Source organism: Terriglobus albidus, from assembly GCF_025685425.1.
GTDB lineage: Bacteria > Acidobacteriota > Terriglobia > Terriglobales > Acidobacteriaceae > Terriglobus > Terriglobus albidus.
Map to the genome: position 1 here is coordinate 20,636 of NZ_JAGTAS010000033.1, position 25,213 is coordinate 45,848.

Genomic DNA, 25,213 nt, shown 5'->3' on the forward strand with positions numbered 1-25,213 from the left:
CGCTTCTCTTGCCCAGATGTTCGGTGCTGGTAACCCCTAAGAGACTCCCACATCTTCAGCCACCAACGGAAGCCACACCTGAAACCGGGTATCCCCAGGACAAGACTCAACATGAATCTCGCCCTGGTGATTCCGGACAATCCGTAGCGCCGTATCGAGCCCGAGTCCCGTTCCCTCGCCGATGCCCTTCGTTGTGAAGAACGGCTCAAAGATATGCGAGCGAATCTCCGCGGGGATACCTGGACCGTTGTCGCCGATTTCGACAATCACCATCTCGCCTTGACGCAGTGTCCGTAGCCGCAGCTCGCCTTTACCGGCCATCGCCTCAATGGCGTTGAGGATAAGGTTCGTCCACACCTGGTTGAGCTGGCTTCCGAACGAATTCACCAGCAGCGGAACCGGCTGGTAGTCGCGTATGACGGTGATGCCTTCCCTGACCTTGTGATCGAACATCGCCAGAGTCGATTCAAGGCTGCGCGCGATATCGATATCCTGCACCGGCGCCTGGTCCAGGTAGGTGTATTCCTTGACGGCGCCCACCAGTTCCGAGATACGTGCGGTGCTGGTCACGATCGCGCGGGAGAGCACAGCAAGCTCGGCGCTCGCGGCAAGCCGCATTACCGCCGCATGCACAGCCCCCGGATCAAGCTTGAGCAGTATGGAGCGCAATGCCTCCGGTTGAACCTGGCACCTTGCCAACGCGGAAGAGGATTGCCAGGTCTCATGTTCTCCCGCCAATTGCAGGACCGATGCGATCTGGTCCTCCAGATCACCCAACGCCAGCGGATCTGGATCGCAGCCGGGTTCGAGCTGCTTTTCGAAGTGCACCAGCTCCAGCCGCTGCTCCTCAGAGAGCGTGCAGCGGCCAAGTGCAAACGAAGCGAACTTCAATCGATCCAGATGTTCTTTTAACTGGCTGGCAGCGCGTGTGGCGGCAGCCGCCGGATTATTCAGCTCGTGCGCCAAACCTGCCGACAATCTGCCCAGAGAAAACAGCCGGTCCTTCTGCTGCTCGATGCGGGTGCCTTCGCGGATGCGGTCGGACATCATCGCCACCAGACGCGCGGTAAACTCCGGCATCTTCGGAATCAGTTCGGAATACATCGAAACAGGAAACCGCAACAGCCGTGCCCTGGTCAGCGCGATGCCCGCGACCGTGAACTCTCTCATCCGAGAGAAGGGATATACTCCTTCGACCTCGCCGGCTGAGGCAGGCATGACAACGGTGTCACCGCCGAACTCGCCTCGCCACTGAAACTGCCCCTCCAGAAAAACAAACAGCCACGCCGGAGGGTCGCCTCGCCGTACAAACGGCTCTCCCGCTTCAACATGAATCTCTTCTGCGTGACTCAGAAACCACTCGAGCTGGTCATCAGGCAGGTTCGCGAAGGCAGAGATGCCTCCGAGCACAGATCGGTCAATCACAGGAACCTCTTTTCACGGGAAGAGAAACTGGAGCAAAGTCCATTCTCTTACATCCGGCCGTAATCGTTACTGTGCATCCAAATCCGTCCGCTCCCGCACGACCTCCAGATGATCGCCTGCGTCCTTCATCTCATACAACTTCCCACGCGCGCCACGAAATGGCCGATGCAGCACCAGCATCAGCTTTCCATCGAAGGCATCGAAGAGCATGCCGTGACCACTGTCCTCATAGACCAGCGGAGAGAGCTGCTCCCACGGCCCTTCGATCTCGCCCGACTTCGAGCGCGCGATGGTCTGAATGTATTTGCCATCGAGCGAGTAGCTGGACCACAGCGCTCGAATCGTCTTTTTTGTTTGTCATTTCGCAGCGACCGCAGGAAGCGGGGAAATCTGCTTCTCTCCCCATAACGTTCATGGCAGCAAGAATTGAGTATCTATAGAACGGGCCTTCAGCCCTTTAAGTTCTTGTGAGCACTGTAACCTGGGGCGCTGCCCCAGGCTGGTATGGAGCGCGCCTTCAGCGCTCTATCAGCGGGCTGTAGAGGCTGCGGAAAAACTCCGTAAGCGAGATTGATCGGCTCAATTTCGGGGATAGAAAATCATCACCCAACATCCACGGATCGCTTATAGGGCATTCTGACGCGATCTATTTGCACTTTTTGAAAAATCGACTTTTCCGCAGTCTCTGAAGCCCACTGAGCACTCCAGCCAGCAAAGCTGGCTAGGGACCGCGCTGCTCCCACCCGTTACAACATACAAACGTTCGTCATCGATTCAAATCGATCTTCTCGACGACAACCAAAGAAGAGCTTAGAAACGAACGACGACACCTGAGCTCAATCGCAAACTATTCTGCACCGTTGTCGTGCCATTCGATAGAGCTGTGCGGAGCCAGCCTGCTTCGAACGGACGCACCGCGACGCGCGGTGAAATACGATAATCCATGCCTCCGCCAATCATCACCGCAACTCCATTGGCGGTGGTCGTTGCTCCATTGGGATTGGGAAACAGGCTGTTGCTTCCATGCACCGGACCGGCCATCACCTGACCGTAGGTCTTGAAGCGTCCATGCGGAGACACGATGGAGTAACGCGGACCGAAGACGGCCGTCATCAGATCCAGGCCCGCGGTCGTATGCGGCATCTGCCCCGTGTGCAAGCGGGAGATATCCGCAGCGAGACCCAGGCGATGGGTGAACGGCTTCTCGATCTGCACGCTGCCGCCCTGCATCCAGAACCCGTAGGTAGAAACCGTGTTGGCGTGCGCGGCATTGAAGTTAACCGCGATCTCCAGCGAGCTGTATTTCGGTATGCCAGATTCGGCGTGTGCTTCTTGCTCCACGCCCAGTCCGGTAAAGATACAAACTGCAACGAGCAATATTTTCAGAATGTTTCGACGCATACTATTTTCCCTTGCTATTGCACGTTGAGCTGCAGATCTGTGGAATGCGAGTCAGGGCCGGCCGTCACCGTGACGGTTATGGTGTAATTCTTTGCAGCCTGGCCGAAGAATCCGTTGCCCGATCCGCATCCGGTCAAGCCGGCCATCGCCGCGAGTGTTCCCACAACAACGAACAGGATTGCCAGATGTCCGATCAGCTTTCTGCGTGCCCGGCGGAACCGGTACGCAAACGGAAGCAGCAGAGCTGCCCAGGCTACCGGCGGCAGACCATTGCTGTGACCAGCTGGTTCAGGGGCCACCGCGGCCGTCTGTCCCGGAACATGGAAGATGAGCGAGACATTATCCAGTGTCGTCGTAGCAGGAACCTGCCATGAGGTTGCACTCAGTTGCGTCCACGGCTTCGTGGCCAGCTCCGCGGTTGCACCCTGCGGCAAGCCAGTAACGGTAAGCGTCGCCGCAACCGGGAAGCTGGTTCCAGTGGTCGGAGCAATGGCTACCTGGTACGTCGCCGAGTTACCGGGAATAACTGTTTGCGATGCGCCGCTCCCTACCGCCTTGAGCGAGAAGTCGATGACGCTCTGCGTGACGACGTTGGCCGTTGCCGCCACGTAGTTCGCATCTCCGCTATAGACGGCGGTGATGGAATGGCTTCCGGTTGCAAGAGCAGAGGTGGTCAACGATGCAACACCGTTGCTCAGAGCCGCTGTTCCCAACAAGGTGCTGCCATCCATAAAGCTGATGCTGCCCGTAGGCTGCGTTGTCGTAGAGACAACGGCAGAGGTCAAGGTGACGGTGTCCTGCAGCATGCTCGTATTCACGCTGGAAGTAAGCGTGATCCCCGGCGCACCCTTTGCGGCGTTTCCACTCTCCGGCAGCAGCGCGGAGATGCCGCCGTCCGCGGTAATGCTCATGATGCCGGACCGCAAGCCATTGCCGGTGGGTGTGAAGTTGATCGTGATCGTGCAGCTTGCCTGTGCGGCCAGAGTTGCCGGGCAGGTTGTGGTGAACGGGAACTCTGTCGCATTCGTTGTACCGATCGCCAGATGAGTCAGCGGAAGAGCCGAGCCCGTGTTCCGGATCGTCACCGTCTGCACCGTCCCGGTACCCACCGATGTCACCGAGAAGCTGACCTGAGGAACGGAGATATCAATCCCAGGCGGAATCGCAGACGCCGAGACCGCAACTACACCGACAGTTGAGGACGACGTCGAAGCTGTGTTTGCCTGAATCGCCTGGGCTGCCTGTGCGTGCGGCCGCATCACGCTGCCACCCGTAACCGCGATACTTGTTCCTGAAGAGAACGTCACCGTTCCCGTAATGGCGCCAGTGCTTGCCGGTGTCACCGTAATATCGATCGTGCAGGAGGCGCCATTGGCCAGCGACGTACCGCAATTATCCGTCTCAGTGAACTGACCGCTGGGCGTAATCACCAGGTTGTTCAAGGCCTGGCCGGTATTATTCGTCAGCGTTGCCGTCTGTGAGGTGGAATGCTTACCGATGGTCTGCACGCCGAAGTTCATCACCGGCGGAGTAAGAGTCAAACCATAAGGACTGCCATCCCCCGCAAGCGAAACCTGCTGCGTACCTCCGCCGGCGTTGTCGGTGATGGTCAACACTCCAGTGCGATGCCCTAACGCCGTCGGCACAAAACGCACCGTCAGCGTGCAGAAGCCTCCCACCGGCACCGTCGCACCGCAGTTGTCTGTCTCTGTAAAGTCGCCCTGGATGTTGAAGCCGCCAATCTGCAGCGGAACATTCCCGCTGTTGGTCAGCGTCACACTCAGCGCCGTTCCCGTAGCCTGCGAGGTCGACACATAAGGATAGCTTCCGAATGCCAAACTGGTCGGGAAGACGGTGACGCCCGCCTGTTGCCCAACACCGCTCACTGAGATCAGATGGATGCCATCCACATTGTTCGCGATCTGAATAACTCCCGTCCGAGTTCCGATGGTCGTCGGGGTCATCGTGACGCTCAGGATGCAGTAGCCGCCCACCGGCACAGCGCTCGCGGTGCAGGTATCTGTCTCAGCAAAATCTCCGGTTGCATTGATTGCCGTAATCTGCAGCGGCGTCGATCCTGTATTCCATACCGTTACCGTCTGTGCCTGGCTGGCAGTGCCTACAGGCAGGCTGCCGAAGAAGACCGTTGAAGGCAAAATCGCTATACCAGGAAGCGTTCCCTGGCCGCTCAGCGCCACGACCGTCGAGACCTGACCGGACGCATCGCTGAACTGCAGTGAGCCATACAAAGATCCCGTCGCAGTCGGCGCAAAGCTCACGCTGATCAGGCAGGAGCCACCTACCGGCAACACCGCCGGGCACTGATCTGACTCAACAAAGTTGTTCGACACGGCGATCGGGTTCAGAGTCAGCGGCGTCGTACCCGTGTTCTTCGCCGTCACGGTCTGCGCCATGCTGACGGTGTTGACGACCTGCGCGCCAAAGAGCAGGAACGACGGTGTCATCGTAACGCCCGCATTCGTGCCCTCTCCCTGCAGCGTCACCATCTGCGAACCCGCCGTATCACTGATGGCGACCGTGCCCTTCAACAATCCGGTGGACGCGGGTGTGAAGGTGACATTGATGCTGCAGCTTGCGCCTGCCGCGATCTGTCCCGTGCAGTTGGTCGTATCCGCGAAGTTCGAGGTCGTCGTTACGGAGTTAATCGTTACCGGACCGGTGCCGGTATTCGTAAAGATCACGGTTTGCGCCAGCGAGGACGTATTGACCGGCCTGCCGCCAAACAGCAGGTCTGCCGTGCTGAGAGTTGCTCCGGGAACCAGACCGGTACCCGTCAATGAGATTGTCTGCGAACCCTTGCTGTCACTTACGGTCAGTACACCGGATTCAGCCCCCGCAATCTTCGGTGCATACACCACGTTGATCGTGCAGCTTGCACCTGCATCCAGTGAAGCCGGGCAGTTATTGGTCTGCGCGAAATCGCCGGCGATGCCGAAGCTAATTCCAGTAAGAGCCGCATTGCCTGTATTGGTCAGCGTCGCCGTCAACGGCTGGCTGGTAGAGCCGACCAGAGTTGCCGGAAATGCCTGAGCGCCTGGAGTCAACGACACACCCGCCTCTGTTCCCGTACCGGAGAGATTCACGACCTGGCTTTGACCGCCCGCATTATCCGTCAACGTAAGAGTTCCCGTCCGGCTGCCGATTGCAGTCGGCGTAAAGTTCACGGTCAAGCTGCAGTTGCTGCCTGCCGGCACCGTCGCGCACTTACCCGTCGTTGCGAAATCGCCTGTCGTCGCAATGTTTGAGATCACGAGTGGAGCCGTGCCTGTATTGCGGATCGTCAGCGTTTGCCCCGTGCTAGGCGTGGAAACCACTTCACTGCCAAAGCCCAGTGCAGCCGGGGAGACCTGGATGCCGGGCGCGGTTCCGATACCTGTCATCGGCACAGTCTGCGCGACATTCGACTGAGCATTGGTGATGGTCAAAGCCTCCGCGCGCGATCCGGCGACCGTCGGTGTGAAGGTCACATTCACGCTGCAGTTCGCCTGCGGCGCAATCACAGTACACGCGCTTGCCGCGTGGAAGTCACCGTTTGCCTGAATGCCGGTGATAGTCACCGGAAATGCATTGGGATTGGTAATGATGAGCGTCTGCGCAAGGCTAGTGGTGCCAACGGGCTGATTGAGGAAGTTCAAAGCCGTGAGGCTGAGGTTCAGTGCCGCACCCACGCTCGTGACGCTCTGCGTCACCTGTGAAGCCGCAAGATAGTTGCTGTTCCCTGCCTGGTTCGCTTCAACAACGACTGGGCCCACACCTGCGATCGTCAACTGACTGCCGCTGATTGACCCAGGACCAGAAAGGACGCTGAAGATAACCGGATTCCCCGATGCTCCGCCGGTTGCGGACAACGAAAGCACTCCGCTTCCATAGATCACCTGGGCCGGCAAGGCGGCAAAGGTAATGCTCTGCGCCGCCGGTGCAATCACCAGAGTTCCGGTTACGGTGCCGCTGTAGTTGGCATCGTTGATGGTGGCCACCATGGTGTAGCTGCCGGCAGCCGTTGGAGCCGTCGCGCCACCGTTATAGGTCGTGGTCACTGAGAGGCCCGAGGGCGAGGTGGTCACCGTGCCCGTTTGGGTAGATCCGGTATAGGTGAGGTTCAGATTGCTGAGCGTCACTGTTGCGGTCGCTTGGTTCACAGCGAACGTCTGCGCGCTACCGGTCACGGCTGCGTAGTTCGTACCTGCAGTGGCGCTCGCCGTCAAAGAGCAGATACCCACGCCAACGTAGCGCACGGTGCCGCCAGTGAGCGTGCAGACGCTGGTGGTGTTAGAAGTTACTGACGTTGTTCCATCGCCCGTGTAGCTGAACGTCGGAATGAAATCATGATCGTAGATCCCGCTGGCCGGAAGATTCGAGATACTGATCGTCGGAGTCGCCTGGCCAACTGAGAAAGTCTGCGCTGTACCCGTCACCGCCGCGTAATTCGTGCCTGCCGTCGCGCTGGCTGTCAAAGAGCAGATACCCACGCCAACGTAGCGCACAGTGCTGCCGATGAGTGTGCAGACGCTGGTGGTGTTAGAAGTTACCGACGTTGTTCCATCGCCCGTGTAGCTGAACGTCGGAATGAAATCGTGACCGTAGATCCCGCTGGCTGGAAGATTCGAGATACTAATCGTAGGCGTTGCCTGGCCAACTGAGAAGGTCTGGGCCGTGCCGGTAACGGCTGCATAGTTGGTGCCTGCCGTCGCGCTGGCTGTCAAAGAGCAGGTGCCCACGCCAACGTAGTGCACCACACCACTTGTCACCGTGCAGACGCTGGTCGAGTTCGAGCTGACTGAAGTCGTTCCGTCACCCGTATAGCTGAACGTTGGTGTAAAGCTGCCGCCATAAGTTCCACTGGCAGGAAGATTCGAGATACTGATCGTCGGCGTACCCTGACCGACAGAGAAGGTCTGCGCCGAGCCAGTCACGGCGTTGTAATTGGTGCCTGCCATCGCACTCGCCGTCAACGAGCAGGCGCCAGTGCCAACGTAATGCACCACGCCGCTGGTTACGGTGCAGATGCTGGTCGAGTTCGAGCTCACCGAAGTTATGCCATCACCCGTATAGCTGAACGTTGGTGTAAAGCTGCCGCCGTAGCTTCCGCTCGCCGGAACGTTTGAGATGCTGATCGTCGGCGTTGCCTTTCCTACGGAGAAGGTCTGTGCCGAACCGGTCACCGCTCCATAGTTTGTGCCCGCCGTTGCACTTGAAGTCAGTGAGCAGGTACCGACTCCGACGTACTGCACCATACCGCTGGACACAGTACAAACACTGGTTGAGTTCGAGCTCACTGAGGTCGAGCCATCACCGGTGTAGCTAAAGATCGGAGTGAAGCTGCCGCCATAGGTGCCGCTGGCCGGTAGATTCGAGATACTGATTGTCGGAGTCGCCTGGCCAACGGAAAATGTCTGCGCGCTTCCCGTCACGGCCGCATAGTTCGTGCCCGCCGTGGCACTCGCTGTCACCGAACAGGTGCCCGTACCAACGTAATGCACCACACCACTGGTCACCGTGCAAACACTCGTCGAGTTCGAGCTCACCGAGCTCGTGCCATCACCTGTATAGCTGAACGTCGGCGTAAAGCTGCCGCCATAGGTTCCGCTGGAAGGCAGGTTCGAGACACTGATGGTCGGTGTTGCCTGGCCGACCGTGAAAGTTTGCGCTGTACCTGTGGTTGCGTTGTAGTTGGTTCCCGCTGTCGCACTCGCCGTCAGCGAGCACGTACCTGTACCAACGTAGTGCACCACGCCGCTGGTCACGGTGCATACACCGGTCGAGTTGGAACTCACCGATTTCGTACCATCACCGGTGTAGCTGAACGCCGGCGTAAAGCTGCCGCCATAGGTTCCGCTGGCAGGCAGATTGGAGATCGAGATCGTCGTCGATTGCTTTGAGGACACCGTGATCGACGTCGTCGTCTCCGCATCGTCCGAAGTGTTCAGCGTCGTATCGATCTGTGAGGCCGACACCAGGCCGTAGAAAGAGTCGGTATATGTTCCTACGGTCGACGGGATTCCGGTCTGGAAGGTCATGTCCGCCGAACCGCCGGCGGGAACCGTAAAGGTCCCTGACCAGATCAATGTGCTTCCACTGATTGTTGGATCGGAGATAGCTGCTCCTGCAAAGGTGGAGCTGCCGTTAATGTAGTTCTCCGCCGCCGGCGAGCTTGCCAGGGCATCGATGAATTCATCCAGAGAAGCATCGGTCGTACCCGAATTGGTGATATGCACCGTATAGGTCGCAGTGCCGCCGCTAAGCCCGAATGAGGTTGGCGTCACCGACATTGACAGCAGCAACGTATTGCTTGCGGCTTGAATGGGTGGAATATTTCCCAGGGACGAGACGGTGGTGTGTTTGATCTGCGAACCGCTATTGATATAAGCAATCGGTTGCACCGACGTCGTGGTGGACGTCGTCCCCGTCACCTGGTAGGTGTACGTCACCGTGTAGTCGGCGCTGGCGATCGCTGACATGACCGACGTAGGAATCTGCAGCATGTCGGTGTACGTCCCGGTTCCACCGTTGCTGAAGGTAAGACTGGTTTTGGTAAGCCGGAAGGCGTTCGACGGGAAGCTGCTGCTTGTCTGAGGGCTAAGGGCGAAGATATTGCTCCCGCCAATGCTTCCAGTCGAGCCGCTAACCGTCACAGTGAAGGTGCTGCCCACCGAAGGTGTAGTCGTCGAAACACTGCCGCTGTTCACCTTATTCGCGCTTGCCGCAATCGTGTCATAGACCGTCATGTCGTTCGTGGTCAACGAGGCAAGCAGGTTGGCGGTGGGGGGTCCTAAATAGACGTCGGCCGTGGCTGACTGGGGTGAAGAGATGTTGCAGTTGCCGCTGGTAAAGCTGGAGCAATCCACATTCAGGAAAAAGTAAGCCGCCTTAGTAGCCCCCGCGGCCAGCGATCCCAGATGCGCCGCGCCGGTGTCGTTCCCTCCCAGGGAGAGGTAGACGGTGCTCCCGGCGAAATTGCCGAGCGTAACCCAAACATCCGACAGAGCGGTCGAGTTGTTGTTGGTGATGTTGTAGACAGCGTAAAAACCAGTGGGGTAAGGAGAGGTCTTCGTATCGACGTAGTAGACGCTGCTGAAGTTCTGGGTGATCGTGATGCCATTCTGAGTCGTGGATGATCCCAGCACTGCATACGCGCTGCTGCTTAGACACACCATCATCCACAAGATCGCCATCAAGCTGATGACGGCTGACTTTCTGATCATGAAAAAACTCCCCTATAGCAGCCCCTCGGGCTGTCAAACTCTCGACTCAGCCTTTTCGTTTGCGGGAGAGTTTCGTCCGCTGCAGAAAATGTCAGTTCTTACTGGGAGAGATCGGCTGTGATGCCCTGTTGCATGAGGGTTCGAGGAGGAGAAGTTCAGGATTTTGTCCCGAAACGGTACACTTGCGGTGCTGCTAAAGCAGGCTCTGGAACTTATATCGACAAAATTCGGCATACGGCAATACGCTTGTTGCGCAAGAGAGGGGAGACTCTCAACACACTGCCCTCAGCGGCTCCGTAAGAACTTAGTGGGAACTGCCCTTGCCGGGTTCACTCAGCTTCAACCGATAACGGCACTTTCTGCGATGGCCACTCTGATAAATGACGCAGTCTTCGGGAACATCGACAATTTCAATGAATTCCGCTCCTGCACGCTCACAGGTGCGACGTGATGGAATGTTGTCCGGATCGCAGGTGATCCAAAGCGGATCAATTCCCAACCCACGGGCGATACGCATTAAGAGACGCAGCGCGCGTGATGCACAACCATGGCCTCGATAGGCAGGCTCAACAAAGTAACCAACGTGCCCGGCATATCGTTCGACATGCGGTTCGGAGCCCAATCTGAGATTGATCCTTCCGACCTCAGCTCTCGTACGGAGATCGACCATGCGGAAGAAGTAGGCAGGTACCTTGTGAACCGGATGGAGAGACACCCTATCGAGCTCAAGGCCCAGCCAGCCATCGATGAGGGGGTGACCCGTTAGCGGAATCGGCGGCATGCGCTGATTATAGTTACCCGCGACGCCTGATCAACCGTGTCACGGCGCCCATATTGCCGACACCGATCCACTGGGTCACGGTGAGGTAAACCGCCGCAAACGTCACAAGCACGGTCGGTCCAACCAGCAGCGGAGCATGGAAAGGTAGAACCCGTTTCATTCCCCACCCGGCAACTGCAGCCACAATTGCAACCAGCCATAACTTAGCGGTACGCGATCTGGACGAAGGAACCGTGCCGATCTGGCGGTGTAGCGCCCGGCGCAGTAAAAGAAATTCAAGCCAGCCGGCGATGCCGGCAGAAAGAGTGAGGCCCGCGCTGCCCCAACGCAGGTCGATCCCAAGAAGAGGCGGCAGTCGGAGTGCGCAAAGATATCCAAGACCAAGTGTGAGCGTCACCCGGATCAAAGCAAATCTCAATGGCGTACGCGTATTCCGAAGAGCATAAAAAGCGGATGAGTAGAGACGTCCAGAAGTAGAAGCAAGCAGACCGACTGCAGAACCCGCCAGAATCGCCCAGACGAAGAGAACATCACCACCCTGAAAGTGGCCGGTGCGGTAGATCGTCGATACTACGACGTCTCCCAGCACAACGAATGCCACCGCAGACGGTATGACGAAAAACGCAATCTGTTGCAGGCCCTGCTTCAGCCGATTGCGAAGGGCCTCCGCGATCTCGGCCTGTGTGCCTAAAGCACTGGACATCGCCGGCAGCTCCGCCGCCGAGACCGCCATTCCGAACAGACTAACCGGCAGCGTGTAAAGCGTTTGCGCATATCCCAGCGCGGCCACAGCTCCGGTGCCGAGAAAGCTGGCCAGCCATGAGTCAATATAGGCGCTGATCTGAACAACCCCTCGGCTGAGAAAGACCGGGAAGAAGTTCTTCGCGACCGTGCGGACATGGGCCGTCGCCAGCTTGAGCCGCAGACGCAGCGGCATCAGCAAGCGAATCACCGTTGGCAGCTGCACGGCGAACTGCAATGCACTGCCCACGACCGAACCAATCGCCAGCAGCACAGCCAGGCGGGATTCGGAATGATGACCGCCTCCCCAAAGCAGGGTTGCGATTAAGGCAAGGTTCCACATCACTGGAGCAGCGTACGACAACAGGAACCGGCGATGGCTGTTCAGAATGCCAAGGCACCACGCCGAGAGCACCAGCAGCGCCGCGCCGGGAAAGAGGATCTGCACCAGGTGAATGGTCAGCAGCCGTTTCTCCCCATGAAAGCCAGGCGCAATCAGGTCGATCAGCCACGGCGTAATCAGGATTCCGGCAACGACGAAGATCGTTCCCACAAAAAACAACAGAGAAAAAATGGCCTCCGCCAGCTCTGAGGCTTCTTCGTGCCGATCCTCAGCATTCAGGCGCGCATACACCGGGATAAACGACGCCGAAAGCACGCCCTCACCAAAGAGATTCTGAAGGAAGTTAGGGATGCGAAATGCGGCCCGAAAAGCATCGGCAGCATCGGAGTTGCCGAAGTAATGCGCAAATATCCGGTCGCGCACTAATCCGACGACGCGGCTCAACAAAATGCCCGTGGCAACGGCCAGTGCGTGTGTCTTGCTGGAACTGCTGCGAACCTGTGTCTTCAAACTACGATTATAAAAAACTCTTGCTGTTCTATTGCCAGAGGGGGCTTCGCTCCTCCGACAGATCCGGACCTCAGCGGCTAAAGCCGCACATCTTTCCCCCTTGAATCGGCACGGCTAAAGTCGTGCCCGTAAGCAAAACCAAGCGCCTTTGGCGCTAGGCAAATAGACCCCGCAAGACATCGCCTCACGAGGCAATTCCTACGGCACCCCCTGATAGAGATGAAGTGCTTCGAGCACGCTCAATCAGCCGTTGCGCGTGGCGCGACCAGTTCGCACCGAAGGTGCGAATGCCTTGCTTAAGGGGACGGCTTCCAGCCGTCCCGTATGAAGCTGTAAGGACGTGCGGCTTTAGCCGCTGAGGTCGGATTTCCTTTTCTGGTTGCCCTTGAAAAGAAACAACACCGCGACTGAACGATCGTGCTGTTCTATTCCGTCCGCAATGCATCCGTAGGATTCAGCGAAGCTGCCCGATGCGCCGGCAGACAGCTCGCCACCATCGACACCGCACCAAGCAAGACCGCTACACCTGCCAGCGTGATTGCATCCCATGCCTGCACCCCATAGAGCAGCTTTTGCAGAGAGACGGCTGCGCCAATGGAACATACCAGTCCAATCACCAGCCCACAAAGCGTCAGCCATCCGGCCTGCCGCAGCACCAGCCCATAGACTGCGCGACGCTGTGCGCCAAGCGCCATACGTACACCAATCTCTCGCGTGCGCCGGCTCACGGAGTACGCGATCACGCCATACAATCCGACAACGCCCAGCGCCAAAGCCATCAAGGCGAAACCTGCAACCAGCCAGGCAGACGAGCGATGCAGATAGGTGGATGGAGCATCGTGAATCTTCTGCTCCATCGTCATCGGGTTGTAAAGAGCCATCCCCTTGTCCAGATCGTGCAAGGTCGCCGTCAGTGACGACAGCATCGAGCTCTCGTCCTGCGAGGTGCGCGCCAGCACCACAAATCCATTGAAGTAAGGCGACTGATAGAAGGGCATATAAGCTGCCCCTCGTGGTTTAGCGTCGAGCTGCCCTTCCTGAATATCGTTAATGGCTCCGATGATCAGCAGTGGATTCTTGCTATCGAATGCAATGCGCTTGCCAATCACGTCTTCTCCGGGAAAGTACTGCTTCGCGAGAGTCTGGTTGACGATGACAACCTTCGCCGGTTCTTCCGCAGCGAAATACCGGCCGCTGATCAGCCGCGTTTTCAGCGTATTCATGTAACCGGAGGTTACATACCGCACTGCCACTTCTTTGTGGACGTCGTTGTCCGGCCGGCCGGGAATCGTAAATGAAGATGTCCAGTCCGCATCTTCAATCGGCAGCTTGGTGGTAATGCCGACCGCCTGCACACCGGGCAGCGCCTGCACGCGCCTTTCAACCTCATGCGCCAGGGCCGCTCTTAGCTCGTCCTTGTTGTACTTCTCAGACTCTGCCTGTATGTGCACCGTGGCGATGTGGTCAGACTGCAATCCTGTGTCGGTATGTAAAAGCTTGTAGAAGCTCTTGCCCAGGAGCCCTGCTCCCACAAGCAACACCATTGCAGTTGCCAGTTCGACCACCACCATGTTGGCGCCAAATCTCCGCCACAAGGTGCTCGATGAGCTTCTGCTGCCTTCGGTCAAACCTTCACGGATATCCATCACGCGAAACAGAGCCATCGGAGTGAGAGCGAAGAGCGCAGCCGCAGCGATCGCCAGAGCTCCGGCAAACAGCAGCACGTGGCCATTGAGACCCAGGCCGCGGAGGAACGGCATGGCCGCCAGCATATCTTTAGGAATAAGCAATGTGAGCATGTGCATGCCCTGCTGCGCCATCGCGAGGCCGAGCACGCTTCCAATCGTCGTCAGCAGCACTCCCTCGGTAATGAACTGAAGTGCGAGCCTGCGCTGCGATGCGCCAAGCGCTCCACGTACCGCCACCTCGCGCCTTCTGCTCTCTGCCCGCACCAGCAGCAGACTTGCCACGTTGATGGCAGCAATCAAAAGCAACAGCCCTGCGCCGCTTAGCATTACCACCAGGACGGGCCGTATGTCACCCGTGATGACCTCCGCAAGCGGCAGCATGTACGCCTTCTGATCGCGATTGGAGTCCGGATACATCTTCTCAAGATTCTCAGCAACGGCCTTGATATTCGCGAAGGCTGCGCCGAAGGTGACTCCATCTTTCAGGCGCGCCACACCATATAGCCCATGACATCCCCGGCAGGTGCTGGTCGCTTTTAGAATCGACCAGAAGTCAGCCGGCTCGGCAGGCGAGAAGCTGAACTCGCGTGGCAACACGCCGACGATGGTGTAGGTATCTCCGTCCAGGACTACCGGCTGCCCAATGATCTTCGGATCGCTGCCATAGCGTCTTTGCCATGCGGCATAGCTGAGCAGGGTGGTGCGCGGCGTCTCCGGCTTGTCCTCACCGTCGTAGAAATCGCGGCCAAGTACAGGCTTTACACCAAGCGTGCGGAAGAAGCCTGAGCTCACCCGCGCTCCATCGGTCTGGCGAAGTCCATCGCTGGTCTTCATCATGAATCCGAATGGCTCAAACACATCCAGCGAGCGGAAGACGGTGTTCTGACGCTTCCAGTCAAGATAGTCGGGATACGAGAGATGGAACCGCGGGCCAAGCGGAATGCTCTCGAAGAGCATAACCAGGCGATTCGGTTCCTGATAAGGCAGAGGCTTGACCAGCGCCGCGTCGACAAACGCGAAGATCGCCACGCTGGAACTAAGACCAAGCGCAAGAATCAGAACGGCCGTGAGCGCAAAACCGAGATCCTTACGCAATTGGCGCAGAGCGAATCGCAGATCCTGGATGCGGTTGTCGAGCCATTCCATCCGCCCCTTCAGATAGAAGCGCTCACGAGCAGCCTGCGCATTGCCGAAGCTGGCGCGAGCTCTGCGATAGGCCTCTTCCTCGGTGAGCCCCTCGCGCCGCAATTCATCGGCTTCGAGGGCTAGATGGGCTTTTATCTCATCATCGAAATCCTGTGTGCTCCGCCTGCGCTTAAACATGCCCAAGCCTCCTCGCCAACTACTAACTGCCGAGTATCAATTCCATGGCACGGCTTAGCCGCTGCCATTCACTGGCCTTCTGCACAAGTTGTTCCCTCCCCTTGGCCGTAAGGGAGTAGAACCGTGCCTTGCGGTTGTTCTCGCTCACACCCCATTTAGCGCTGAGCCACTTCTTGTCCTCAAGACGCTGCAGGGCCAGGTACAACGACCCGTGGTCGACAAAGAACACCTGTTCCGACTGGCGCTGGATGGAACGGGCGATACCCTGGCCATGGCAAGGGCCCATGACAAGCGTCTTCAAGATCAGCAGGTCCAGCGTTCCCTGCAGTAACGCGATACGGTCTTCTGATTCGTTTTGGGTAGGCATCCGACAGAAGAATGTCACCGGTTTGGGTCGGATGTCAACAGGAAGAGTTAAAAGTTGAAGGTTAAAAGTTAAAGCGTTAATTCCTGGGTCGTTTACAAGACTTGCCGCCTGAACGGAGGTCATATCGACCCATGAGGCATCGTCAAGTCTCAGCTTGCAACTTTTGACCAGCAATGGCTATTGTGGACACGACCCACGAGGGATAAGTCATGAAGATCCGTAGCGCCCTGCTCAAAGGTGTGGCTCTTGTTTGCTTCTCTGCGGGATGCCTCCATGCTCAGGCGCCTGTTCCTAAAGTGAAGACAGTACAGGGCAAAGCTGCAGGCAAGTGGATTCGCGACGGCAAAGAGATGGCTTTCCTTGGTCTGCCCTACGCTGCTCCTCCTGTCGGTAGTCTCCGCTGGAAAGCACCTGAGGCTCCATCCGCATGGAGTGGTACACGCGATGCGACCAGGTTCGGCAATCGTTGCCAGCAGTGGCACGTCTGGGACGACTACATCTTCACCGATGCCGGTCCCTCTGAAGACTGTCTCTACCTCAATATCTACACACCTGGGACGGCAAAGCCGGGCAGCAAGCTTCCCGTCATGGTCTGGATCCATGGTGGAGGCTTCCTCGCCGGTGCAGCATCGGAGCCGCGCTACACCAATCCTGCACTCGTGGCGAAGGGCGTCATCGTCGTCACACTGAACTACCGCCTGAACGTCTTCGGCTTCCTCGCCAGTGAAGACCTGGCCAAAGAACAAGGCGGCCACGCCGGCAACTACGGCCTGATGGATCAGCTCGCCGCGCTGCGCTGGGTGAAGACCAACATCGCGGCCTTTGGAGGCGATGCCAACAACGTCACCATCTTCGGTGAAAGCGCCGGCTCCTTTGCCGTCAGCGCTCTCACCGTGGCGCCCTCGGCACGTGGGCTCTTTCACAAAGTCATCGGAGAGAGCGGAGCCTTCTTCGGCAGCACCATTCCCATGACCGCCGCCAGTGAACGCCCCAAACGAGATCAGGCTTTCGTCTCCGCGCTCGGTGCAAACAATCTCGAAGAGCTACGCGCCATGCCCGCCGATAAGATTCTGGAAGCCACACAGAAGCAGCGCGGCATCGGCTTCTCCGCGGTCGTCGACGGGAGCTTCCTTCCCGAGCCCCTGCCGGACGCCTATGCTGCAGGCCATCAGGCACATGTCCCCTCCATCATCGGCTGGAACCGCGATGAACGCGCCGGTACGCTCTCCAAAGATATGACCGTCGAAAAATGGAAGGCCTATGCCAAAGAGCACTACGGTGCAAAGGCCGACGAGTTCCTCGCAGCGTATCCTGCAAACACGGATGAGCAGGCCATGCACTCCGCGGATGACTTCACTACCAACGGCTTCATTGCCATGGGCGCATGGAGATGGGTTGAGGCGCAAAGCAAGACAGGACAATCACCGGTCTATCGCTTTCGCTTCGATCGCCCCGCTCCGGCAGAGCCTCTTCACCCCACGGGCAAATACGCTTTCCACTCCACTGAGCTTGAATATGTCTTCGGCACACTCGACGTTCGCCAGGGTGCGACATGGCAACCGGCCGATCGTAAGCTGAGCGATGAAGTTGTGACGTACTGGGCTAACTTCGCGCGTACGGGCGACCCGAACGGAAGCGGCCTGCCTGCGTGGCCTCGCTATGACAGAGAGAAGAAGCTGATTCATCTCGACGAGCCAATAACAGTCACACCGGATACGACACGCGCCGAGTTCGAGTTTCTGGAGAGCGAGTCAACAGCGCAGACGACACGTTGATAGCTAGGAATACGATGTAACCCACGCAATGGGTGGGATATTCGGGTTCCCGCAACTGGGTGGAAGCAGCGGGGTCCCCAATCAGCTTTGCTGGTTGGGGTGTTCAGCGGGGTCCCTAACCAGCTTTACTGGTTGGTGTTCAGCGGGCTTCAGTCACTGATAAAGCGCTGAAGGCGCGTTCTATACCAGCCTGGGGCAACGCCCCAGGTTTGACGCCCACAAGATGTCAGAGGGCTGAAGGCCCGCCCTATATAAGGGCTTCAATCCGACCGTATCGTTCGATGGTTCACGAACAGTTTCGTTTGTGACGATTGGGGATTATAGATCGGGCCTTCAGCCCTCTTACCGTTTCCCTATCTCCATACCTGGGGCGTTGCCCCAGGCTGGTATGGGTCGCGCCTTCAGCGCTCAAGACATCTTTCTTGCTCAATAAGGAACAAGCTTTAGCCTGGCTTTCTCTTTCTACAGGGGAAAGCCCATGGCCAAATCCCGTTTCAGTATTGAACCGATGGACCGTGGGCTTAAAGCCCACGGCTCCCACCCAATCCCACTCACTAATGCGCATCCGACATCGACGGCGGCGCCTCGCCCGTATCCCAGCGTGTCGGCTTATCCGTCATTACCAGCTTCAGCTCTCCACCCGCGGCGAGCTGTTCATGCGTGAACCACGAACGCTGATAGGGCTTGCCATTCCATGTCGCGCTCGCAATATAGATGTTGCTTGGCGACAGGTTCTCCGCCACCACCGAGAACTGCTTGCCGTTGCCGAGCGTGATCGTCGAACGCGGGAACGATGGCGAGCCGATCAGATAGACATCCTGCGCCGCTACCGGAAAATAGCCCATGCGGTTGAAGACATAGAACGAGCCCATCGCACCCGAATCGTCATTACCCGGCAGACCGCCTGTGCCTGAGTGATAGCTGGCGTCCAGCACAGCATGAATCGTCTTCGCCGTGCTGCTCTGCTCGCCGATCCAGTTGTAGAGATACGGCGTCAGGAACCCGGGCTCATTGCCGACGTCATAACGATAGCGGAAGCGATGCTCTCCGGTTTCGGAGAAGAACAGGTCGAGCCGCTTCTTGAAGGCCACGTCGCCGCCAATCGTCTTGATCAGCTCACGCACATCCTGCGGTACATAGAGCGAGTAGGTCCAGGTGCTGGCCTCGTAGAAGTTATCCGTGTACCAGGTACCCACGAGGCGGGGATCGAAGTGCTCCTTCCAGCTTCCATCCGCATGCTTCATCCAGATGAAGCCCTTGATGTCGCCGCCCTCGGTGTGATCCACCGCTTCGGGATACCACAGCTTCTTCCAGTTACTCGACCGCTCCGCGAAGAGCTTCGCATCGGCATCGTGATGCAGTCCCTTTGCCATCAGCGCGACGGCATAATCGTTCGCGGCGTACTCCATGGAGCGCGAGCCTGGACGGTCCGGGCCGCCTGCGGGATCAGAGTGCTCGATCGAGAGATATCCCAGCTTCTTCCACTCCTCCATGTCGCCGCGTCCGAAGCGAATGGGATCAGCCGACTCCACATCGGCATCATGCCGCATGGCCTTGTAGACACGCTCCCAATCCAGACCGGGAACATGCTTTAGAAAGGCATCGGTAAACATCATCTCCGCATCGGAGCCGCCCTGTGTCCTTCCCGCAAAGTTGCCGGAGCGTCCATCGACGAAGAAGCCATCGTGATCCTGAATCTCCAGCAGTGACTGCAGAATGCCGGTCACACGCTTCGGTGCGATTAGCGTCAGCAGCGGTGTCGAAGAACGGAAGGTATCCCAGATGCAATAGAAGTCGTCGTAATAAGGAAGAGTGCTCTTCCACAGTGGATTCTCGCCGGTGCGATCCACAGGCATCAGCATGGAGTGATACAGGCCCGTGGCAAACTGCTGCCTCTCATCCGCCATACCGCCCTCTACCTTAATTGTCGCCAACGCCTTATCCCAGGCCGCAACCACAGCCTTGCGTGTGCCCTCGAAGTCGAAGCCTGCGACCTCAGTCATCGCATTCTTCTTTGCCTGCTCAATCGAGACAAACGACACGCCGACCTTCACCATCACCGGCTTTGAGCCGGGAGCAAAGGTCAGATACGCGCCCGTGCTGACGATCGGCGCCGGAGGCTTAGGCAGCGTCTTCATCGTGAACGGCATCTTGTAGCTCGCCGTCTTCGCTCCGTCCTGCGGAGCCTTGCCATCCTCCCAGGTGCCACTGGTCATCGCCGGAGTATCGGTCACCAGGTAGAAGTAAACACGCATCGGCGTGGTCTGGATATTCCATCCAATCACCGAGGCTTGCTCGCCGGCGATCTCCGTCGGCGACAGCACCTGCACCTCGGTTGAGTACACGATCTGGCCTTCGTCATAGCGATGCGGCGAATCATGCAGCTTCATCAGCAGATGTCCGACATCCACCAACAGCGTACGCTGCTGCCCGTCAGGATAGGTAAACCGGTAGACAGGCGTACGCCGCGCCGTCGTAATCTCCGCGCGAATACCTGTGTCGCCCAGGCCCACCGCATAATAGCCAACCTCGGCGTGCTCATCTTTGCGCGGCACCGAGCTGTGCGCCGGATCAGCCTTACCAAGCATCGGCTGCACCGAGATATTGCCGTACTTCGGTCCGCCACCAGTACCCGAAACATGTAGCTGTGAGAAACCGTTCAGATTGCCGATCGCGGCCCAACCGGCATTGCCCTCATTGGTGCCATAGTCAGGCCCGGGCTTGGCCATACCGAAGGGCAGCGTGGGCCCAACGAAGACATTCCCGCCCTTATCAGCGCCAAGCATGGGGTCGATCTCAGAGGCCTTCTGTGCCCACAGAGCGGCAGACATACAAGAAACAAAAACAAGAGTATTGCGGAGAAGATGTCGTATCACAGACGTCTTTATACTCCACCCACGTTAACGATGTCGCTATTGGAGCGATACGGTGGAAACAGGAGTCCGTCACGCATTCTCCACAGAATCCCACCGAAGGGTAAGAGCGCTGAAGGCCCACCCCATAGTCCTCCCTTATAGGGTGGCGCGGGTCGCTCGAATCCGCTTTTCGCGCGGAAGCCAATCAAGGCTTCGCGAGCAGCGTCCCGAAGGCAAGCTTGAGAAAATTATCCAGCGGCGCGTTGGAGCGTTCGGCCTTGGCTCGCATCAGAGCGCCTTCATACGCGTCCAGTAATAGCCCGGCGAGTTCATCTGGCTTTGCGGTGCGTGCGAGGTCGCCGCGTTCCATCGCCTCTTCGAGCAGAGAGGCGAGACCCTGCCGCCATCCGGCAAAGGCCTGTTTCAGAGCGGCCTGGATGGTGTCGCTGTGGTCGGCCATCTCCAGGCTCATGCCACCCATCAGGCAACCGCTGATTCTGTTCTGCGGGCCGTAGGTGGCGATCAGCTCTTCGAAGTAGTGGCGCAGGCGTTTGAGGGGAGCTCCCTTCCCTTCCACAACGATGCGCTGCCAGCGCGCCTGCTCTCCGGCGCCGTAGCTCTCGAGGACGGCTTTGCCGAAGGCTTCTTTGCTGGGGAAGTAGTGATAGAACGAGCCCTTGGGGATACCGGCCTCGTCCAGCAGCTCTTTCATGCCGGCGGCGCCATAGCCAACCGACCGCATCTGTCTGAGTCCGACCTCCAGCAAGCGCTTCCGTGTTCCCTCCACCATGAATCGACTCTCCCTAGACCAACCAGTCTAATCTTTCGATGAATTTCCGGGAAACTTCGATTCGAAGAGGGGGTGGCGGGCGCGACGGACGATCCTCTGGTATGCTTAACAAGTTGGCTCGTGCGCGTGTTCCAGGCCCGCGGTGTTGCAGCCGGCATCCTCACAATCAGGAATCGGGGAGTGGCTCAGCCTGGTAGAGCACCTGCTTCGGGAGCAGGGGGTCGGAGGTTCGAATCCTCTCTCCCCGACCATTCACAGAATGAAGAATATACGGGAGTCTTCTCTGTGCCTCCATAGTAGAGGCTTGGGGTCGACGCGTCAGGCATAGACGCACCCGCGGTCTCTCTGTGGAGCAATAGTGGCGAAGTCTCTTGTCTAGAGACACTGCTGGTCTTCCGAAGGCTCGCTATCGAACATTTGGCCGAACGAGTCGTCCCGTTCTCCAGCTCATCTCGTATCTCTTGCTGCTCTTATTGGTCCGGAATTTGCTGGTCGCGTTTGAGGATTTCGGCGGTGGCTTCTCTTCTGAGGGACTGCAGACAATCAAGCAGCTTTCTTGGATCGAGGCTGTCTACATGATGCTCTCTGCTATGGCGCCCGTGCTGGTCGCAGTCGGCGGCTCCCCCTGCGGATGTGATGACCACGTTTATGCCAGCGACAATTTGCCGGAGCCTGTCGATGAGGGCTCTACATTGTCCGCCATCGCTTATGGCCGCGTTAAGCACCACTCCATCGACATTGGGAAAACGTCTCAGAGATACCAGTGCCTCCTCGGCGTCATATGCCGTGATGACATTTAGCTTGGCACTTTCGATCACCAGCTTTCGGGTAGAGATGCTCCCCGGATAGTCGCGATCGACAACGATGAAACATGGCCTGTCCATCTGGCGTTCGACGCGAGATGTTTCCGCTGGGGTGCCTGTCTGGTTACTAGCAACCACGGCGTATCGACAAATTCCAGATAGCCGATACTCTGGGTGCCCCATCCATCGCATCGCAATGGATGTTCGAGCGAAGCTCGATTCGGTGGGAGCATCGGGGTCCCCGGCCAGCGTTGCTGGCTGGGGTAAAGGCGTGGGCTTTCAGCCCACGGTGTATCGGCTCAATATGAAATGGGCTTTAGCCGTGGCTTTTTCCTCGCGTACAGAGGAGGCCCAGGGCTGAAGCCCGTCTATTTTTACGCCTGTATCAGCGGGCTGAAGGCCGCTGAACACCCCATCCAGCAAGGCTGGATGGGGACCCCGCTACTCCCACCAGTTTCAGTCATCCTCTGTCAGATCAACTGAATTTGTCGATACGCCGTGGTTACTAGTTGGTCTCCAGCGAATAGGTTCGCTGGAGACCGATCAACTCAAACTTATCGATATCCCTAGTCGAGCTGCATGACTGCTAGTTCGTTGCCGCTTGGGTCGGTGAAGTGGAAGCGGCGGCCGCCGGGAAACTGGAAGGTTGGCAGGGTTATGGCGCCTCCTGCCTGTTGTACGCGGGTTTCCATAGTGCTGATGTCGTCGGTTTGGATGATGGGCAGCGGGGCTTTGGTGCGGTGGCTGTCGTCGGTGTTGAAGCCGCCGTCAAGTCCAGCTTCGGAGAACGAGGTGTACGTCGGTCCCCAGTCCTGGAAGGACCAGCCAAAGAGGTCGCCGTAGAAGGTCTTCATGGCTGCTGTGCTGGTGGCGGGGAGTTCCAGATACGCAAGCTTCTTAGTGGACATAGCTCTCCTGAGTAGCGCGATGTTTGCGCGCCGCTCTCGCAGGTGAGCCTCCGTCCGGTCTGCGGCGAGAAGAGCGCGAGCCGGGTAGAGGCCGCTGGATTGCGGCCTCGCGAGGAACGTTGTCAGTGTACTCGGATTTGTTGATCGACGGGTGCATCGATAAGTTCGAGATACCGTGCGTTGGACTATGGGGCATGCGGTTGGTCTTTCGTTTCTCCACGTTCATTGAGGATGGGATACAGGAGAGAGAAGCGCTGAAGGCGCGTTCCATATCAGCCTGGGGCAACGCCCGAGGTATCGGGTGCATTGAACGATGAAGGGCTGAAGGCGCGCTCTATAGTTCGGAATCCCAGGAGCCTTTACAGGTCGAGGTTATCCAATACATTGACCTCAGCGGCTGAAGCCGCTTGTTTGCTGCTTCTCTACGGGACGGCTGAAAGCCGTCCCCTTAAGCAAGGCATTCGCACCTCTGGTGCGAACCGGCTGCACTGTGTGCAGCCGGCAATCGGGTCCTTCGCTCAACCCCAGTCAGCAAAGCTGGCCGGGGACCCCATTCACCCAGGATGACAAACAAGATGACTGGAAAAGCTCGTGTTCAAGCGCTTGGCCGGCGCGGTTGGCGGAAACCGGCTCAGCATTTTCCCTGTAGGTGTAGTCCAGAGCATCCGCGTCTAGGGCGTTTCCGCAATGAAAACGCCGCTGCACGTCCCTTCGGGGTACCCAGCGACAGGGAAAATGCTCTACGATGGCGTCGCATGAAATTTCTACGTTTGCTCCCCTTTGTCGTCGCGCTGCCGCTTGCCGCGCAGCAGCGCGTTGCCCTCACACCGCCCATGGGCTGGAACAGTTGGAATCACTTTGCGGGACGTGTTACGGATGCCGATGTCCGCGCGGCCGCTGACGCCATCGTCTCCAGCGGTATGAAAGATGCCGGCTACATCTACGTGAATATCGACGACACGTGGGAAGGCAAGCGCGACGCCAACGGTGTTCTGCATACCAATGAGAAGTTCCCCGACATGAAAGCGCTGGGAGACTACATCCACTCCAAGGGTCTGAAGTTCGGCATCTACTCTTCGCCCGGGCCGCAGACCTGTGCCCGCTACGAGGGTAGCTATCAGCATGAAGAGCAGGATGCGAAGACCTGGGCTGAGTGGGGTGTCGACTACATCAAGTACGACCTCTGCAGCTATCGCACCATCATGCGTGAAGCAGCCGCCAAAGATCCCGCCAACGGCGAGAAGATCCAGTCGGAGCTGATGCGTCAGGCGTATCAGAAGATCTCCGATGCCATCCGCAAGACTGGCCGTCCCATGGTGCTCTCACTGTGTCAGTACGGGTGGGATGAGGTGTGGACGTGGGCGCCGGCACTGGGCGGCAACCTGTGGCGGACTACTGGCGACATCAGCGACAGCTATCTCTCGATGTCGCAGATCGGTTTCTCACAGGCGGGTCTGTCGAAGTATGCCGGGCCGGGACACTGGAATGATCCTGACATGCTGGAGATCGGCAACGGTCGCTTGACGGCGGAGGAGTATCGCACGCATATGAGCCTGTGGTGCCTGCTGGCCGCTCCCCTGCTCGCCGGCAACGATTTGAGCAAGATGACCGATGAGACCAAATCGATTCTGCTGAACAAAGAGGCGATTGCGATCGATCAGGATACGCTGGGCAAACAGGGTGATCGTATCTGGGCTAAGGGTGCGCTCGAGGTGTGGGCAAAACCGTTGAGCAATGGCAAGGTTGCTGTGGGTTTGTTCAATCGCAGTCTTGAGGCTGCGCCGGTGAGTGTTCGCTTTGCGGATGCGGGCGCGAAGAGCTCGGCTAAGGTGCGTGATGTTTGGGCGGGGAAGGATCTGGGGACGAAGCAGGGGTCTTATACCGCGAACGTGGCGCCGCATGGTGTGGTGTTGTTGGTGTTGGAGTAGAGGTGTGAGGAGAACCGGGGTCCCGCGTTGCGGGACCCCGGTTTGTTTTTAAAGGATGAGAAGCAGATCCATTCGGGATGACAAAGAAATGCTTGCCTCCAGAGATTCTTCACAGGTCCAGGCATCGTCTGTCCTGTACATCCGATTCGCACCGAAGGTGCGAACGTTTTGCTTAAGGGACGGCTTCAGCCGTCCCTACGGAGGCGCATTGGTCGCGGCTTTAGCTGTGAAGTTTCAATAGGTTATTGTCCATCTGACCGAGAACGAAGAAGCTGATTGTGAGAGCAATCCAAAATCTTCGGAGGCCAGATGGACTATCACCATCATGCCCGTTTGACAGTGCGTGGTCGAG

At 58.1% G+C, this 25,213-nt stretch carries 14 protein-coding genes and 1 tRNA gene; 3 read left to right on the forward strand and 12 right to left on the reverse strand.

Annotation, left to right across the window (positions count from 1 at the left end; genetic code table 11):
* Positions 1 to 36 precede the first annotated feature (36 nt).
* From OHL21_RS06845 to OHL21_RS06880, 8 genes are all read right to left on the reverse strand, one after another.
* On the reverse strand, positions 37 to 1,425 hold the full coding sequence (locus tag OHL21_RS06845) for a sensor histidine kinase (RefSeq protein ID WP_263416509.1): 1,389 nt from the start codon (positions 1,423 to 1,425) through the stop codon (positions 37 to 39).
* A gap of 66 nt (positions 1,426 to 1,491) precedes the next feature.
* A complete protein-coding gene (locus OHL21_RS06850; RefSeq protein ID WP_263416510.1) occupies positions 1,492 to 1,635 on the reverse strand; it encodes a hypothetical protein in 144 nt (47 codons plus the stop codon).
* Between the two features lie 600 nt (positions 1,636 to 2,235).
* A complete protein-coding gene (locus OHL21_RS06855; RefSeq protein WP_263416511.1) occupies positions 2,236 to 2,826 on the reverse strand; it encodes a porin family protein in 591 nt (196 codons plus the stop codon).
* A 14-nt stretch (positions 2,827 to 2,840) separates the two neighbouring features.
* The gene (locus OHL21_RS06860) at positions 2,841 to 10,049 is read right to left on the reverse strand and encodes a choice-of-anchor D domain-containing protein (protein WP_263416512.1); all 7,209 of its coding nucleotides are present in this window, start codon (positions 10,047 to 10,049) and stop codon (positions 2,841 to 2,843) included.
* Between the two features lie 304 nt (positions 10,050 to 10,353).
* Positions 10,354 to 10,830 (reverse strand): GNAT family N-acetyltransferase, encoded by a 477-nt coding sequence (locus OHL21_RS06865; protein WP_263416513.1) that lies wholly within the window; start codon positions 10,828 to 10,830, stop codon positions 10,354 to 10,356.
* Positions 10,831 to 10,843: 13 nt separating this feature from the next.
* Positions 10,844 to 12,424 carry a murein biosynthesis integral membrane protein MurJ gene (gene murJ, locus OHL21_RS06870; RefSeq protein ID WP_263416514.1) on the reverse strand — a complete coding sequence of 527 codons (1,581 nt, stop codon included), beginning with the start codon at positions 12,422 to 12,424 and terminating at the stop codon, positions 10,844 to 10,846.
* Between the two features lie 425 nt (positions 12,425 to 12,849).
* Entirely contained in the window at positions 12,850 to 15,435 is a 2,586-nt protein-coding gene (locus OHL21_RS06875) for an ABC transporter permease (RefSeq protein ID WP_263416515.1), read from the reverse strand.
* A 22-nt stretch (positions 15,436 to 15,457) separates the two neighbouring features.
* On the reverse strand, positions 15,458 to 15,802 hold the full coding sequence (locus OHL21_RS06880; protein ID WP_263416516.1) for a PadR family transcriptional regulator: 345 nt from the start codon (positions 15,800 to 15,802) through the stop codon (positions 15,458 to 15,460).
* Positions 15,803 to 16,011: 209 nt separating this feature from the next.
* Here OHL21_RS06880 and OHL21_RS06885 point away from each other — a divergent pair, with 209 nt between their 5' ends.
* Positions 16,012 to 17,577 carry a carboxylesterase/lipase family protein gene (locus OHL21_RS06885; RefSeq protein ID WP_263416517.1) on the forward strand — a complete coding sequence of 522 codons (1,566 nt, stop codon included), beginning with the start codon at positions 16,012 to 16,014 and terminating at the stop codon, positions 17,575 to 17,577.
* 554 nt (positions 17,578 to 18,131) lie between these two features.
* Here the strand turns inward: OHL21_RS06885 and OHL21_RS06890 are convergent.
* Both OHL21_RS06890 and OHL21_RS06895 read right to left on the reverse strand, forming a co-directional pair.
* A complete protein-coding gene (locus OHL21_RS06890) occupies positions 18,132 to 20,408 on the reverse strand; it encodes a GH92 family glycosyl hydrolase (protein WP_263416518.1) in 2,277 nt (758 codons plus the stop codon).
* Positions 20,409 to 20,637: 229 nt separating this feature from the next.
* Positions 20,638 to 21,222, reverse strand: a complete 585-nt coding sequence (locus OHL21_RS06895; protein WP_263416519.1) for a TetR/AcrR family transcriptional regulator — start codon at positions 21,220 to 21,222, stop codon at positions 20,638 to 20,640.
* Positions 21,223 to 21,396: 174 nt separating this feature from the next.
* Here OHL21_RS06895 and OHL21_RS06900 point away from each other — a divergent pair.
* Positions 21,397 to 21,473 (forward strand) — tRNA-Pro (locus OHL21_RS06900).
* A 219-nt stretch (positions 21,474 to 21,692) separates the two neighbouring features.
* Here the strand turns inward: OHL21_RS06900 and OHL21_RS06905 are convergent.
* Together OHL21_RS06905 and OHL21_RS06910 are read right to left on the reverse strand one after the other, a co-directional pair.
* Complete coding sequence (locus OHL21_RS06905; protein ID WP_263416520.1) at positions 21,693 to 22,163, reverse strand: response regulator; 471 nt, start codon at positions 22,161 to 22,163, stop codon at positions 21,693 to 21,695.
* Positions 22,164 to 22,591: 428 nt separating this feature from the next.
* Positions 22,592 to 22,933 (reverse strand): VOC family protein, encoded by a 342-nt coding sequence (locus OHL21_RS06910; protein ID WP_263416521.1) that lies wholly within the window; start codon positions 22,931 to 22,933, stop codon positions 22,592 to 22,594.
* Positions 22,934 to 23,688: 755 nt separating this feature from the next.
* Between OHL21_RS06910 and OHL21_RS06915 the strand changes: the two genes are divergently transcribed.
* Positions 23,689 to 24,861, forward strand: coding sequence for a glycoside hydrolase family 27 protein (locus tag OHL21_RS06915; protein ID WP_263416522.1), 1,173 nt, complete (start codon positions 23,689 to 23,691; stop codon positions 24,859 to 24,861).
* The last annotated feature ends 352 nt before the right edge of the window (positions 24,862 to 25,213 follow it).